The organism is Salibaculum griseiflavum (assembly GCF_003129565.1).
GTDB classification, from domain to species: Bacteria; Pseudomonadota; Alphaproteobacteria; order Rhodobacterales; family Rhodobacteraceae; genus Salibaculum; species Salibaculum griseiflavum.
This window is the reverse complement of record NZ_QETF01000028.1, coordinates 1-14,771: the sequence shown is the minus strand read 5'-3', so window position 1 is coordinate 14,771 and position 14,771 is coordinate 1. Positions and strand designations below refer to the sequence as shown.

The 14,771-nt window shown below is 44.8% G+C and carries 15 protein-coding genes; 10 read left to right on the top strand and 5 right to left on the bottom strand.

The genetic code is table 11. The features are described 5' to 3' along the window. Window positions 1–121: 121 nt before the first annotated feature. Together DFK10_RS16365 and DFK10_RS15820 are read right to left on the bottom strand one after the other, a co-directional pair. Window positions 122–1,495 (bottom strand): hypothetical protein, encoded by a 1,374-nt coding sequence (locus DFK10_RS16365; protein ID WP_146193291.1) that lies wholly within the window; start codon window positions 1,493–1,495, stop codon window positions 122–124. Between the two features lie 862 nt (window positions 1,496–2,357). Next, window positions 2,358–2,675: an H-NS histone family protein gene (locus tag DFK10_RS15820; RefSeq protein WP_109390005.1), complete on the bottom strand. Its 318-nt coding sequence runs from the start codon at window positions 2,673–2,675 to the stop codon at window positions 2,358–2,360. A gap of 675 nt (window positions 2,676–3,350) precedes the next feature. On the opposite strand from DFK10_RS15820, the gene DFK10_RS15815 reads away from it, so the two are divergent. Genes DFK10_RS15815 through DFK10_RS15780 form a run of 9 tightly spaced genes read left to right on the top strand, consistent with a single transcriptional unit; the run spans window position 3,351 to window position 12,629 of the window. After that, entirely contained in the window at window positions 3,351–4,232 is an 882-nt protein-coding gene (locus DFK10_RS15815) for a WYL domain-containing protein (protein ID WP_109390004.1), read from the top strand. Next, window positions 4,229–6,940 carry a class I SAM-dependent DNA methyltransferase gene (locus tag DFK10_RS15810; RefSeq protein WP_109390003.1) on the top strand — a complete coding sequence of 904 codons (2,712 nt, stop codon included), beginning with the start codon at window positions 4,229–4,231 and terminating at the stop codon, window positions 6,938–6,940. Before DFK10_RS15815 ends, DFK10_RS15810 begins: the two co-directional genes overlap by 4 nt. After that, a complete protein-coding gene (locus DFK10_RS15805; RefSeq protein WP_109390002.1) occupies window positions 6,937–9,003 on the top strand; it encodes a DEAD/DEAH box helicase in 2,067 nt (688 codons plus the stop codon). The genes DFK10_RS15810 and DFK10_RS15805 overlap by 4 nt, the downstream gene beginning before the upstream one ends. A gap of 41 nt (window positions 9,004–9,044) precedes the next feature. Beyond that, window positions 9,045–10,292: a GIY-YIG nuclease family protein gene (locus DFK10_RS15800; protein WP_217810192.1), complete on the top strand. Its 1,248-nt coding sequence runs from the start codon at window positions 9,045–9,047 to the stop codon at window positions 10,290–10,292. Between the two features lie 43 nt (window positions 10,293–10,335). Continuing rightward, window positions 10,336–11,049 carry a UPF0149 family protein gene (locus DFK10_RS15795; protein WP_109390000.1) on the top strand — a complete coding sequence of 238 codons (714 nt, stop codon included), beginning with the start codon at window positions 10,336–10,338 and terminating at the stop codon, window positions 11,047–11,049. Continuing rightward, entirely contained in the window at window positions 11,046–11,600 is a 555-nt protein-coding gene (locus DFK10_RS15790) for an HNH endonuclease family protein (protein WP_217810191.1), read from the top strand. The genes DFK10_RS15795 and DFK10_RS15790 overlap by 4 nt, the downstream gene beginning before the upstream one ends. Before the next feature lie 3 nt (window positions 11,601–11,603). Further along, window positions 11,604–11,852 carry a hypothetical protein gene (locus tag DFK10_RS16360; protein ID WP_146193290.1) on the top strand — a complete coding sequence of 83 codons (249 nt, stop codon included), beginning with the start codon at window positions 11,604–11,606 and terminating at the stop codon, window positions 11,850–11,852. Window position 11,853: 1 nt separating this feature from the next. Further along, on the top strand, window positions 11,854–12,405 hold the full coding sequence (locus DFK10_RS15785; protein WP_109389998.1) for a hypothetical protein: 552 nt from the start codon (window positions 11,854–11,856) through the stop codon (window positions 12,403–12,405). A 17-nt stretch (window positions 12,406–12,422) separates the two neighbouring features. Continuing rightward, window positions 12,423–12,629: a hypothetical protein gene (locus DFK10_RS15780; protein WP_109389997.1), complete on the top strand. Its 207-nt coding sequence runs from the start codon at window positions 12,423–12,425 to the stop codon at window positions 12,627–12,629. A 180-nt stretch (window positions 12,630–12,809) separates the two neighbouring features. Here DFK10_RS15780 and DFK10_RS16355 read toward each other — a convergent pair whose 3' ends face one another. The 3 genes from DFK10_RS16355 to DFK10_RS16560 all read right to left on the bottom strand — a co-directional run bounded on the left by DFK10_RS16355 (window position 12,810) and on the right by DFK10_RS16560 (window position 14,349). Then, entirely contained in the window at window positions 12,810–13,214 is a 405-nt protein-coding gene (locus DFK10_RS16355) for a hypothetical protein (RefSeq protein WP_217810190.1), read from the bottom strand. A 10-nt stretch (window positions 13,215–13,224) separates the two neighbouring features. After that, complete coding sequence (locus DFK10_RS16350; protein ID WP_146193288.1) at window positions 13,225–13,725, bottom strand: hypothetical protein; 501 nt, start codon at window positions 13,723–13,725, stop codon at window positions 13,225–13,227. 360 nt (window positions 13,726–14,085) lie between these two features. Further along, on the bottom strand, window positions 14,086–14,349 hold the full coding sequence (locus DFK10_RS16560) for a hypothetical protein (RefSeq protein WP_217810189.1): 264 nt from the start codon (window positions 14,347–14,349) through the stop codon (window positions 14,086–14,088). Between the two features lie 91 nt (window positions 14,350–14,440). Between DFK10_RS16560 and DFK10_RS15775 the strand changes: the two genes are divergently transcribed. Continuing rightward, window positions 14,441–14,650, top strand: coding sequence for a hypothetical protein (locus DFK10_RS15775; RefSeq protein WP_109389996.1), 210 nt, complete (start codon window positions 14,441–14,443; stop codon window positions 14,648–14,650). Window positions 14,651–14,771 lie beyond the last annotated feature (121 nt).

The window sequence follows — 14,771 nt, the reverse complement described above, 5'->3', positions numbered from 1 at the left end:
GTTTCATTTGGGTCTAGAGGAAATAAAAAGGGCGTAACAAATTGGGAATCAGACCCTTTTGTTACGCCCTTAGTATATCATAGAAACTGTATCAGATCAGTAAGATTATTTGATAAACTGGTTACTCGCTCTTTATGGCAATAGTCGTGGAATAATTTTGGGACCACACATCTTTCATCGCTTCCCGCAAAAATTCTTTATCGCCTTCTTGCATGATAAAACCATCGTGAATTGGTAAAATGACTTTATTCTCATCCAGTGCCATTTCTATGAGATGTCTCGCAATCTCAGCATCTTTTTTGAAAAGTAAGGTTCCTTGTCCATCCATGATATGCTCTTCTAAAAATGGATAGGACCGTAAAATCCTTTGATGCACCTGATCTAAAAACTCGTTAGTAATCCTGATCGGATATTTGGAAGGCAGAACGCTTTCTATTAGTTTATTGCGAATAGCATGGCGTGCCGACTTCATATTGTCGGCATTTACGAATATTGTTACTGCGGTCTTTATCACTTTTCGCTCCATCTCTGGCGAAAGCGCAGGTCTATCCAAATTGATTTTATAAGGGTCAGATGGTATCTGTATATCATGCTCACTTGCAATAATATTCAGAACTTGTGCTGTATAATCAAAGCAAACCGTTTTCTCTCCATTAATTCTGATGAGTTTTCGATAGACACTCGGCATAGATTGCCAGAAAGCGCCATGCATTCGAAAATATCTCAAATCTTCGTCTGTATATCTATGAATTACTGACCAAAGGAAAATTTTTGTAAGATCAATAGTTCTGAGGTTTCTTGACCGGTCTCGCCAGTAAGCAAAATGTCCCGTCACACCGTCGATCTCTATTACTTGCTCATTCATAAATTGATTGTAACGTTCTAGCAAATTATACGCATCGCTAACCTCAGGATGGTCTTTGTTCCATTCATTCAACGGTGTAAGTTTTTTACCTTTGTCACAAAATTTTAAGACAGTTGGTTTGACATATTGACCATGGATATCACTTGGTAAATTCTGCAGTTTCTCAAGAAGCAGAACACTCGGGCGTATCCGTGTTCTTTTTGAAATGTTCTTACTGCGATCTAAGTATCCAATTTTAATTTCTACAAGATTTTTTTCTTCTAGTTTGCGAATAACGTCGATTATTTTACGAGAAATATTAAACGGATTACTATTGGATTTTGCTTTGTACGAATTGGCAGAAAAACTTATCTTTATGAAGCAGTCTTGATTGATGGCAGCGACACGATAGAAATGCCACAATATCGATTTAAGGGCGACAAGAATTTTATTCTTGGCGTAAGAAATAGTTTTCTCTGATTTTTTCGCATTTATTAAAACATCAAGTTCCGCATATTCATAGATATGCGATACAAATTGCTCAAACTTTGGGTGTACATCTGGCATTGCGCACAGATCGTATTCTATACTATCCTCTTTTATTGAATGTCTTTCCCATTCAAATGGAAGTGTATTTTGAAAGTCGTACATAATTTTCTCCTCTTTAAATTTTTACCTCTCCAATTTTGGAAAAATTCTCTAATAATTTAATCATATATGAATAGATAAACGCTTAACCTTCAGAGGTTGGCGCTCTTATCAGTTGTGATTAAGAAATGATAGGTTGGGGAGAATTTGTATAAGTTATGATAGTAATATTCACCCCAAAACTATCGCTAACCTTTTAACATTTATGACTAAAGATTGTCAAGTATAAAACACCTGTAATATCATATTAATTTATTGATTTATTATAGCAGAATGGACAGCCCGCCTGCGGGCTGTCATGAGGTTTTACCTCATGACCTTTGGTTGGCTTAATATTTTAATTTTATAAACATTGGATTAATTAGTTACATCGATCAAAATTCAAATAACGTTTGTGATGAAAGAAAGTTGCATGATGCGAAGCATCTGTTCCCGTTAGGGAACTACACTAGTTATGTCATAAAATCTCATTTACAGAGTAGTGATAGAGGCATTTTGTTACATGAACCAAGTGTTTTCCCATTTGATCTTTATGCTTCAGATGCTGATGCAATGAAAACAAACCGATTATTTAATGAACTATGGAAACAACAGATGCAGTCTTTTGAAAAATCATAAATACATATCAAAAAGGAGGATTTCAAATGGATAAGATTAAAACTTATAGACCTATCCACGTAAACTTCGATCCTGATTTATTGATGCGTCTAGATCGATTCAAGGGTGACGGAAAGCATCGAAGTCAATTGATCCATGAGGCGGTTGATATGTATGTCCAGCAACTGGAAAACCATGGTGTTAGATCAAAGAAGTGGTTTTCGTCGTAAGAAGAGGGGAGGCGTAATTGCCTCCCTTTTTTTGTTCATTATTTGAGTAGCAGGTCATCTAGTTGACCACCTTTATCAACATGTTCTTTCACCCATTTGGGTTTCATGCCACGTCCTGACCATGTGATTGCACTGTTTTCTGGATGTTGATATTTAGCGGGTACAGGTTTTTTAGATTTTTTCGGTTTATCTGTTACCAATTCTTCAAGTTTGAAACCTAATTTCTTTGCGTGTTCTTCAAGTTCTTTGCGTGCTTCTGCTTTCTGTCTTTGTTCATATGTATCTATTGCTTTATCTATGTCTTTTCTTAGTTTTTTGAGTTCTTCCATTCCCATGTTTTCGAGGTCAATACTCATTCGGTTTCCTTTGTGGTGGGTTTGGGTGAGGTGGGCATTGTTCTAACGCTTTATGTCTTGTTGGTTCAATGCTTCTTGTTAATCTCTTGTATAATACAGTAACAAACTTTCGATTGATCCACATTTTTTGCAAGGGAACTGATCACTTATTTCTTCAAGCGTGAGTTTTGTTAACTTTGTGTTTGATGCCAAGTTAATTGCCTTGGTTTCAGTTTTATTAAGACATCTCGGATTTTGACACAATGTCTTAACCGTATAATGCAGTCCTGCTGCCTGCATGATTGTTAATGATTGGTCTACAGGTGGTTTTTTGCGGTAAATCTGCCGGACAGGACCACCAGAGCGGTATCCACCCTGCTGCCTCGTGCTCCAACCATGACTTACTTTTCTGGGCATCTGCACCCTGCTGGTTTGTGCAGGATTATGGTTTTCAAAGTGTGGTGCATGGTCAAGGGGTTTCAAGATGCGTTGCTTGATGCTCAGCCCCCATAGGAGCGCTTTTGAGTGCGCTTGACTACCTTTTGCGGGTGACAGCCGTCGTGCCGTGCAACACGCCTCTGTGAGCGCCTCAGCATCTGCTGCGCCCCACGTATGAGGCGAGAGGTGCTGTAGGGTAAATAATATAATATGTTCTAAAAAGTAGACACACCACTCTGCTTGAGCTAGGGGTTGTGCATGGCGAGGTCACATCAAACCGTGAGGCGCAAATCAAACTGGACGGTAGAACAACGCTACCAGTTCATTGAGTTTCGCCTTTACTGGGCGGGCAACATCAACCGCAGTGACATCATCGATGTTTTCGGCATCTCTAAGCAGCAGGCGTCCAATGACCTAGCAAACTACATCGAGGGTCGCAAAAGCAACCTCAGTTACGATAAGCGGTTGCGCACCTATGTAAGGGGCAAGAACTTTCGCCCAAGGTTCATGGAACCAGATGCATCAGATTTTTTCTCGCAACTACAAGCAGTCGATCAGGGTTTGTTGCAAGAAGATCGAAGTTGGGTAACGCCGCTGCCATCATATGGATCACCACCTACGCCAGTTCGTGGTGTGAACCCTGCGACACTTCGGGATGTTGTTGCTGCCATCAGAACCTCGCAGGGTGCTCATGTGCTTTATCAGTCGTTCAGCAGACCCGAACCTAATTGGCGCTGGATTGAGCCTCACAGCCTCGCCTTTGATGGATTTAGATGGCATGCACGTGCCTTCTGTTTGATCGATAATGTCTTCAAAGATTTTCTGTTGAGCAGGATCATCGACATTGATGGGTTTGATGACAGCACGACTTCCATTGAGGATGATCACGCTTGGAACTCAGTAGTGGTTTTGAAGATAGGTCCTCATCCTGACCTTTCAGATGCTCAAAAGCATGTCATAGGTCTCGACTACGGCATGGAAGATGGCGTGACCCAAATTAAAGTTCGCAAAGCCATGCTTTATTATGCGTTGAAGCGCCTAGGTCTCGATACAGACCCCGCTGCACGCAGACCGCAAGATCAGCAGATTGTGCTCCTGAACCGTGATGAGGTTTTGGGGACGAAGGAGAGCAGTGTATGAATGTCGTTGATATTGAAGAAAATGTCCAAGAGCTTGTTTCCAAGGGATTTAATCCTGACACGTTCATACTTGATTTCGTTAAAGCATATGATGCCCCCAAAGCCCTTATCCAGCAGCTGAAGGGTGGTCATCAAAATCTGTCCGATGTTCCAGGTGCTGTTCTGTGGCGCAGAAACCTTCATTACAAATTGGCCTCCAAAGGGCAGGTTGCAGCGGTCATAGCAGAGCTGGAACGCTCACAAGCAACCAGCAAATATAAAGCCCGCTTTGTCATCTCTACCGATGGCGATGAATTCTCCGCCCGTGATCTTGTGAGTGGTAACACCATCAACTGCCACTTCGATGAGCTGGCTGTGCACTTTGCCAGCTTCCTATCATTGGCGGGCATCTTCATCGACGAGGCGATTGAAGAGAACCCTATCGACATCAAGGCGACCAAACGCCTGACGAAGTTCTATGACAGCATCCTTCAGGACAATCCGACCTGGAAGACTGATGAGATGCGTCACACGCTGAACCATTTCATCACACAGGTGATTTTCTGTCTGTTTGCAGAAGACACTGGCATTATCGCTGACAACATTTTCACGGATACCATCCGCACTTACTGTGAAAGCGACAGCGAGCAGGCACAACCCGTTATCACGGCGATCTTCACGGCGATGGCGCATTCTGAAGGGGCCGAGGCACGTGCTTCACTGCCCGCATACGCCCAGAAGTTCCCCCATGTGAACGGGGGACTGTTCCGTGGTGATCCGCAGGTGCCCCGCTTCCTGCGGGGGTCTGTCCGCTACCTGATGGATGCAGGTGCACTAGACTGGAAAGAGATCAACCCAGACATCTTTGGTTCAATGATTCAGGCCATTGTGCATCAGGATCAACGTGGCGAGTTGGGGATGCACTACACATCCGTCTCTAATATCCTGAAACTGTTGAAGCCTCTGTTCCTGCACGATTTGCAGGAGCAGGTGCGGTCGAGCTGGAATTCAAAAAAAGGTCTTCAGAACGTTCTGCAACGCTTGATGAAAATCCGTGTCTTTGATCCTGCCTGCGGGTCGGGCAACTTCCTCGTGATTGCCTATCGAGAACTTCGAAATATTGAAATCCAAGTCATTCGACGTCTTGCAGAGATCAGTGATTTTTCAGCTGGAATCTGGTCACATGTTGAACTGAAAAACTTCTTCGGCATCGAGTATATCGATTTTGCTTCTGAAACTGCCAAACTGTCGCTCTGGATCGCAGAATACCAGATGAACAAGCGATATGAAGATGAGTTTGGCAAACTGCCACCATCCCTTCCACTCAAGGATACCAACAATATCCGCCATGGGAACGCCTTGCGTATCGCATGGGAAAGCGTCTGCCCGCATTCGGATGATCCTGAGGTAGAAACCTATATTGTGGGGAATCCTCCTTATTTAGGCTATAATAAACAAACGCCTGAGCAAAAGAGGGATGTTGAAAATACATCAGGTAAAATTGTCAAAAACTGGAGGTCGCTTGACTATATAAGTGCTTGGTTTGCTATCGCTTCACTTTATTTGGATAAAAGAACGGAGTGCGCCTTTGTAAGCACTAACTCAATAGTTCAAGGTGAACAGGCAACTTTGTTGTGGGAGCCAATATTTAATCTGGGTGTGTCAATCAACCTCGCAAGCCAAAAATTTAAGTGGTCAAATAATGCCGCAAACATTGCAGGTGTGACTTGTGTTGTGGTTGGATTAAATAAAAACCCCAATAAGTTGGACGGTAAAATATTTGGAGATCGATATTCAAAAAGAGTATCGCAAATAAATCAATACCTACTGCCCGCTGACAAGATATTTATAAGGCCATCGAATACCCCTATCTCAAACTTAAAGCGTATGCCTCTTGGAAATATGGCCAAGGATGGTGGGTATTTATTTCTAGATAGTCTGGAAATGCAGGATATGATTGATGCTTTTCCAGAATCTAGAGAGTTCATCCTTCCAGCGTTTGGGTCTCAAGAGGTTATAAAGGGAATGAACAGGTATTGCTTGTGGATACCTGACAGTCGATTGAATTGCGCCAGAAAAATTCCACCAATAAATGAAAGGCTGAAAGGTGTTGAGAAAATGCGCCTTAATAGCCCGGCTGAATCCACGAAATCGTATGCTAAATATCCAAACAGATTCAAGCAAATACAAGGAATTGGCGAAAGAAACACATTAATAATTCCAAGAGTGTTTTCTGAGACTAGGTATTGGCCGACTGTTGCCTTCATAGACCATCCTTGCGTAGTTACTGATCTTGCTTATTTGGTGGCTGACCCACCAAAATATTATTTTTCCATCGTATCATCTAAGACGCATCTCATCTGGGTTCAGACTATCTCTGGAAAACTGGAATCTAGGATACGTTACTCAAACACGATGTGTTGGCATACCTTCCCGGTTCCAGACCTGACAGGGGATGATAAAGCCGCTCTAACAAAATGTGCCGAAGATATCCTTTTGGCACGTGATCATTATTTCGAACACACGCTTGCAGAGCTTTACGATCCCAAAAACATGGAAAAGAAGTTTCCGGAACTATGGGAAGCCCATCAACGCAATGATGAGGTTCTGGAAACCATTTATAATGGCAAGCCATTTGAAAACGACACTGAGCGACTGGAACATCTGTTTGCCCGCTATGTCGAGATGACGAGTAAACTTGCGAGTAAGCAGAAAGGGGCCAAGAAATGAGAGATGCTATCCATGTGAACTATGGCCAGACAGGTTCTAGCCAGCAGTATAACGATATGGGCATGCGCCCTATGCAGGCTCGTGTCTTCGCCAAGCGGGATGAACAATACATCCTTGTGAAAGCCCCCCCTGCCTCGGGCAAGTCACGTGCACTGATGTTCTTGGGCCTCGACAAGCTGCACAACCAAGGCGTCCGCAAGGTGATCGTTGCCGTTCCGGAAAAATCCATTGGCGGCTCGTTTCAAACCACCCATCTTAAAGAACACGGGTTCTTTGCTGACTGGATTGTGCCTAACCAGTGGAACCTGTGTCTGGATATCGGAACACTGGAAGAGGGTGCTGTCCTTGAAGGCAAGGTGAACACGCTGAAAACCTTCCTGTCTAAGGATAACAATGAACCAATCATCGTCTGCACCCACTCAACCCTGCGAGCAGCGTTCAAAAAATTTGACCTCAGTATCTTCGACCACTGCCTGATTGCTGTGGACGAGTTCCATCATGCATCATCAGGTGAAAACAACCGGCTTGGTGAAGTTGTCAGAGACCTGATCAAACGTGGGTCTGCCCACATCGTGGCAATGACAGGCTCCTATTTTCGTGGTGATGCCGTCATGGTTCTCGATCCCGAGGATGAAGCTCGCTTCACCTCTGTGTCCTACACTTATTATGAACAGTTGAACGGTTACAAATACCTGAAATCATTGGGCATAGGTTACCATTTCTACTCAGGTCGCTACACCAAGAGCATCGGAGAAGTGCTGAACCCTGCTTTGAAGACCATCATCCATATACCCCACATCATGAATGCGGCCTCCTCCAAGGATAAGTATCGGGAAGTCCACGAAATCCTGTCGTTCTTGGGTGAATATCGTGGTGTCGAGGAAGATACCGGATTTCACCTCATCTACAACAATGACCTCAAGCGGACCCTGAAAGTGGCCGATCTGGTGGAGGACGCACCAGAACTGCGCCTGAAAGCGCAGGCAGCATTGCGGGATACATCCGACAAGAACAAGGTTGATGTCATAATCGCCCTGAACCTTGCCAAGGAAGGCTTTGACTGGATTTGGTGCGAACATGCTCTGACAGTTGGATACCGAGGTTCCTTGACTGAGATTATCCAAATTATCGGGCGGGCGACCCGAGATGCACCCGACAAAAAGCACGCCCAGTTTACAAACCTTGTGCCCGAACCAGATGCGACTGAAGAAACTGTAACATCCGCTGTGAACGATCTTCTAAAAGCTATTTCTGCATCGCTGTTGATGCAGCAGGTGCTGGCTCCGAAGTTCAAGTTCCGCACCAAGCGGGTCGAAGATGAAGATGACACGGAAGACATGACCTATGATGAAAATACAGGTGAAATCACCGTTGCCATAAAGGGCTATAAAGAACCCACATCTGAAAATGTGAAGTCGATCATCCAGAACGACATTAACGAATTGATTGGGGCCATCTGTCAGGACCCTGAAATATCCTCACAAGCCACGGCTGACCCTGACATGACAGCGGAACGTGTCAATGCTCACCTTATACCCAAGGTCATCGAGGAAAAGTTCGACAACCTCAACGAGGTCGAAGTAGAAGAGCTGCGGCAACACGTCGTGGCGCAAATGAATATCATTGGAGAGGCGCAGAACAAGGCACTTCTGACCCCCAACTCCCCACCAAGCATCGAAGACGACGATCCGGACCAAGAAGGTGAACCAGTTGGGCAGGGCAAAAACCTCGGCCTCATGAAACTGGTGCGAAAATTTATCAATGTGCAAGAAATTGATATTGATCTAATTGACCAAATTAACCCGTTCAAATCGGCATATGAAATTCTTTCAAAAGACCTGAACACAACGACACTGGCGCAGATAAATTCTGCAATCAGCACGAAGACTGTTCGCATTACCGAAACAGAAGCCGCAAGAATGATCCCGAAGCTGGAAAAGTTCATGGAGCTGAACGGTAGACCACCCTCATCTTTATCAGAGAACCCGTCTGAAAAATACCTTGGACAAGTCTATGATTTTTTCCTTGAGATGAAGCGCAAGCAAGCAGCACAGGGTTCATAATTGGGATGGCAGTAGATAGATCGGAGCGGATTCAAGCATTCTTGGATACACTTCCAGACGTTAAGCCAAGGCAGTTAAATCGCCCAGCAGGGGTGGATGAAAAATTGTTTCAGGCATTCGTCGAAATAACTGCATTTTTTGAAAAACAGGGTTTTGAGCCTCGTCTTGATAGCATTGAATTTGAAGAGAAGAGCCTTGCAACTAAGCTGAAAAGCATCCGATCCCGCTATGGAAAAAACGAACAACTTCGCTTGATTGACACGCATGGCCTGCTTGTTGCGCCTGATGCCACAAAAGAAAATGAGACCTTAGAAAAAAATCGTTCTTCGTCAGACGTTCAGGAAGATACCCCCCCCTCAACACAACCTGATGTGATCATTCCTGATGATGATATGGATGATGCACCGGGGGATATAAGTGCATTCCTATCCAAACTCGGAGACCCTCAAGACAGCATTTTTCAACTGAAACACGTTAAACATTCTTCAGAAAAGTCTGATGCTATCGACTACGTAGCCCAGAGAGTCCGGTGTCCGAACTTCCATGAATTCGAGCCTTTGTTTGAAACTGCAAACCGTCAACTTGAACAGGGCGTCCGAGAAGCCATCCCATTCCGAAAAGAAAGCGAGATCGAAAAGGGGCAGTTTTTCATCTTGAACGGGGTAATGGCATATATCGCAGAGGTTGGAGAAGAGTTCGAAAGAAACGGTAAGAAAAATGCCCGCATGAAGGTTATTTTCTCCAACGGGACCGAAGGTGATAATCTCAAACGATCACTGGCAACAGAGCTTTACAAAGATGAACATGGTCGTCGCATAACAGACCCCCAAACCCGTGGACTATTTTCCAGCACGCCTGAAGAAGAAGACATAGGGACAGGCACCATCTATGTGCTCAAATCTCAAAGCGAGCACCCACGCATTTCCTCAATCAGGAATTATCTTCACAAAATTGGTGTGACGAAGGGGTCTGTTAAGACACGGATTGCCAACGCTGAAAACGATCCGACCTACCTACTGGCAGATGTAAAAGTCGTTGCTGAATTCAAAATTTATAATGTCAAAGCGTCAAAGATCGAAAAACTCTTACAGGCATATTTCGACAAGGCCCGTGCTGACATCACGATTGAAGATCGTTTCGGTAAACCCGTGCGGTCAACCGAGTGGTTCTTTGTCCTGCCAAATACCATCAAGGAAGCAGTGGATAGGCTTATAGATGGAAGTCTTGGAGATACATTTTACGACCCGAAGCAGGCAAAAATTCGTCTGTTTGATCAACCGAAAGATTAGAATTTTTGACCACCCATCCCTCTGAAAACACTAGGAACTGATCTTGACTGCCTTTACTGAAAATGAACTCGAAGCACTTGAGGCGGCGCTGGATGCCTTGCCACAAGATGGTCTTCCTATGGGGGTGAGTGAACTAAACGGTTTTCTGACGGGTGTTCTTCTAAACCCAGATCAAATCATGCCATCACAATGGATTCCTGTCATCTGGGGCGACAATCCAAGGCAAACATTTGCATCGCTTGAAGATGCCGACACGACAATCAACCTGATCATGGACCACTATAACACCATCGCAAAAATGCTGTCTTATGGGCCACAATATGAAGCAGTTCTCGCATTTGAGGTTAACCATCCAGATGAAACGCTGTGGGAACCGTGGGTGGATGGGTTCATGAAAAGTATCGAGTTGTCACCGGGATCGTGGGAGGTTTTAACACCTGAAGTTGATGAAGAGGCACATGCTTCATTGGACTTCATATTCACGCTTGATGAAGTTGCTCGAAATACATCTGTGTTCCCTGATCATCAGGTTGATGAGATTGACGAACGAGCACCAGACCTGATCCCCAACTGCGTTGCTGAACTCAACAGATTTTCAAAACATCTGCGAATGATGTCAGCACCCATGGCAGAAGATGTCAGTTTGGGTGGATACACGGATAACGTGGTTCCATTCGTAGGTAAAAAACAAGGGCGCAACGATCTTTGCAAATGCGGGTCAGGACGCAAATATAAGCATTGCTGTGGTTCAAATTGAAAAGTCTCAACACGGCACTTCTGGTTACAACATTCTTCTTATTGGGCGTTGGAACTGCCAGCGCCACACCAGAGTATGATCGTGATGCTTTTGGTGGTTGGTCAGACAGTGACAATGATTGCCAAAACACTCGACATGAATTCCTAGCAGAACTGTCCACTGGTCCAGTTCAATTCAGCGCCAATGAGTGCCGTGTTGTCCGTGGGCGATGGTTGGACCCATACACCGATCAAATCTTTACTGAGAGCAGTGATTTGGATGTCGATCATCTGGTTCCTCTTTATTGGGCATGGCAAAGAGGTGCATGGGCGTGGTCGGATTCTAAACGTGAAGATTTTGGCAATGATCCACGAAACCTTTTTGCGGTCGATAACGGGACAAATCGTTCAAAAGGCGCAAAGGGGCCATTGGAATGGTTGCCACCTAACCAATCTTTCCACTGCCAATATGTATCCCGCTTTTACAGGATCGTGCTGATTTACGACTTGGATATTTCACCTGATGAGGCATCCGCACTTAATCAGCAGCGAGAGCAAATTTGTGGTGATTGATAGATGACCCAACTTGCCAGCATCACAAACAACCATCTGGCATTGAAATGCGAGATGTGCGGGCATCAATCCATGATTGCTGTTCAGCACCTGATTGCTAGGTTGGGACGTGATATCAGCGTCCATCAGGTTGTTCCTAAACTACGCTGTGCAGGGTCCGGGGCGAAGGGCAAGGCAACCTTTGTGATTACCTATGTAGGAGCGTCAGGAACAGCGATGCTGGGCGCAAGGCAAAGCGGTAGTGGCGACTAAGATGTTCGGACTTGGTAAAAAGGACAAAGACGGCAAGCAGGTGCGCATCGAGCATCGGGGCAAGTATACCCGTGCATCCAGAACTGGTGGCGTCTCTGTTCGTGCTGAAAAGAAGATTGGTCCTGTCAATGCGACCGTGAACACCTCCAAAGGTCTACGCCTGTCATCACGTGTCGCCCGTGGCACTCGTGTTGCCCTCCAGAATGGCAAATTCCGCCTGATAGGGCGCTGGAATGCAGGTCCGATGGGGTTCAATCTATCAAAGTCAGGCGTCAGTGCATCTGTGAAAAACAAGGCAGGCACGTTCAACTTCATCAAACCACAGTATTCGTCATTCAAGATCGCTGGTGTTCAGATGAGGGGTAAGAAGGCAGCACAACTTCAACTGATTTACATGGCAATCATGGGCATTTTGTTCCTGTGCGTGCTTGCCTTCAGACTATTCGTGTTCCTGCTATGGATGCTCTGGTTGCCCATTGCCTTGGTGCTTGATTTTATAACGGGGTTCGTGCGTGGTGTGCTGGAGCAACCTAAAAACGGTGAAAGTCCGTAATCTAAAGGAGTAAATGCGTGGGCGGTATACATGACAAAGGTAGAGTCTTCGAGGACGGTATTACCCGCTATTACGATCCTTCAAAACACAAATGGGTCACCGAGAAAGAAATTGACCAACAAAATAAAAGTGATGAGATCAGCAGTACAATGGTGATCGTGGCTGCGGTTATTTTGGGTGGCGGTGGCTTTCTCTGGATGCTCGTTGCGACCTTTGGCGGTTAAACATTACACCATATTAAACCATGAGACTGCAGTTTCTCATTCCCTTGTTGAAGTGCTGTGAAACAAAGCATTAACATGGGAGTATGACTGGAAGAGCGCTGCGATTTTGACGGGCGTCAATACCTAAAAAACAAGTGGCAGTATTGGCAACGTCAAATCAATTATGTTTGCATATGATTTTTATGATGCGATATAATCAACTTTTCCAGTTTTGCCATTTACAAAGAAATACGAGTAACCACTGCCATACTGCTTGCTGTGTTGACCATAGCCGATGGTCTCACCAACCAATCGAGCATTCCATGAACAGATGGCTACCTCTTCCCTCATGCCAGTTCTAACAAGACCTTGACGCAAGTCTGAAATATCTCGTGCTGATACATTCGGGTTTCTTCGCTCATACTCTGCAATTAAAGCATTAAGACTTTCCGCTGTTCCCATAGACCTTGCGTTTATGATTTCCTCACACAGCGTTCCAGGTCCAACGCCGTTTTGTAAATTCATAGCGGTCTGAGGCGTATACTCTGCAACTAAGCACCCAGACAAACTAAAGGCTATAGCAGTTAAGAGTAATGTTTTTTTCATGTTATCGCACTTACTTAATCCGTGGTTCTTTGCGCTCATACTGCCCTTTGACAGCTTTATGTGTTGGACTTTCTACTACAATAACTTCTCTTCTGCCCCCTAGAGAGAGAACCAATCCAATCAGCAGTAGAACGCTACCCATCACAAAGCCGATGAAACCGGCAAATCCAGTCATGAGACCGCCAGCAAGACCAGCTCCAACAGCTGCCGCTCCTTGAGAAGCCTCATCTGTTCCGGCCATCACTTCGTTGAAGGCTACACCAGATAGAACCATGGTGCTGATAGGGAGCAAGAACACGCAAGCTCCCAAAAGGAGGAAGCCACGCCCAAAGGAGCGTCTGTAGGTTGGAGCCAAGCCACCAAGTAATGCACCTAGGCCAATCATTACAAGTAGCCCCCAAGCTCCCTCGCCGGCCTCAAAACTTGCCAGAAGTGGAGAGAGGGCAAGACCAGCGGCAGCCCCAAAGATGATGCCTACTAAAATTCTAAAAATTGTTGCAATCACGGGCATTTATGATCCTCTTATTGTATATGATTTGAAGGATAGCCCCTATCTGACCCCCCAAGTTGCACGTTGCGTTACATCAAACTCGCCGGGTTTTGCCAACTAATCAAGGGTTTTTCGTCCCAAGCGGCGTGTCAACGCCCCGTCAAAATCCCCTAGAATTGCCAATCTAGAATTGCCAATGTAGTTTCGCCACTCTTCCGGTTTGATGGTCAACCGGTTTTCGTGATCCTCTACTCAGTGTTTTGCCCTTAGACGTTGCCTGTGAATGCCAACTCACACAATGGGCGGTCAACATCACACCATATTTATCCGTTATGACCGCCAGCTTCACATTTCCCTGTTGATGTACTATGTAATCATGCATCAACACACAGGTTTGAATGGAAAAACGTTTCTCTCATGAGGGGCGTCAATACGTTTTGGCGTTCCGGAAAAATCAGTTCGTCGTTTATGAAAAATTCCATCATGATCAATTCTATTCATGGTGGGATGACGAACCCCCAAAACCCAATCAGATAAAGAACCCAACAAAACTGGTTCGTAAAATCTGGAATACTGTTCGGCAGTATATTTACCGCCACAAGATTTTATATTTTGAAATACTTGTGTCTGATCCCAAACGCTCACGCATTTACCGGAAACTTCTGAAAACCCTGAGCGGATACTAATGCTTTGAACATGAGTATTCGTTCGCCGTGGTCCAAATGAAAGGAGACCAATGAATAAAATCAGAGAAAAGATCAAAAATAACTTCGATGCTCTTGAAGATGCTATGAAGGCGCAAAAGCACCTTGATGAGGAAAGCATAGTTGAAGTGCTTATGCTCATTGAGGCGTGTTCAAAATACTGGCGTGTGCTTGATGACGAACACCGAGATTTCGTGAATGCTGTCAGGTTTGCGGTCGAAGAAGAAAAACCGTGGGAGTAACCAGTTTATCAAATAATCTTACTGATCTGATACAGTTTCTATGATATACTAAGGGCGTAACAAAAGGGTCTGATTCCCAATTTGTTACGCCCTTTTTATTTCCTCTAGACCCAAATGAAAC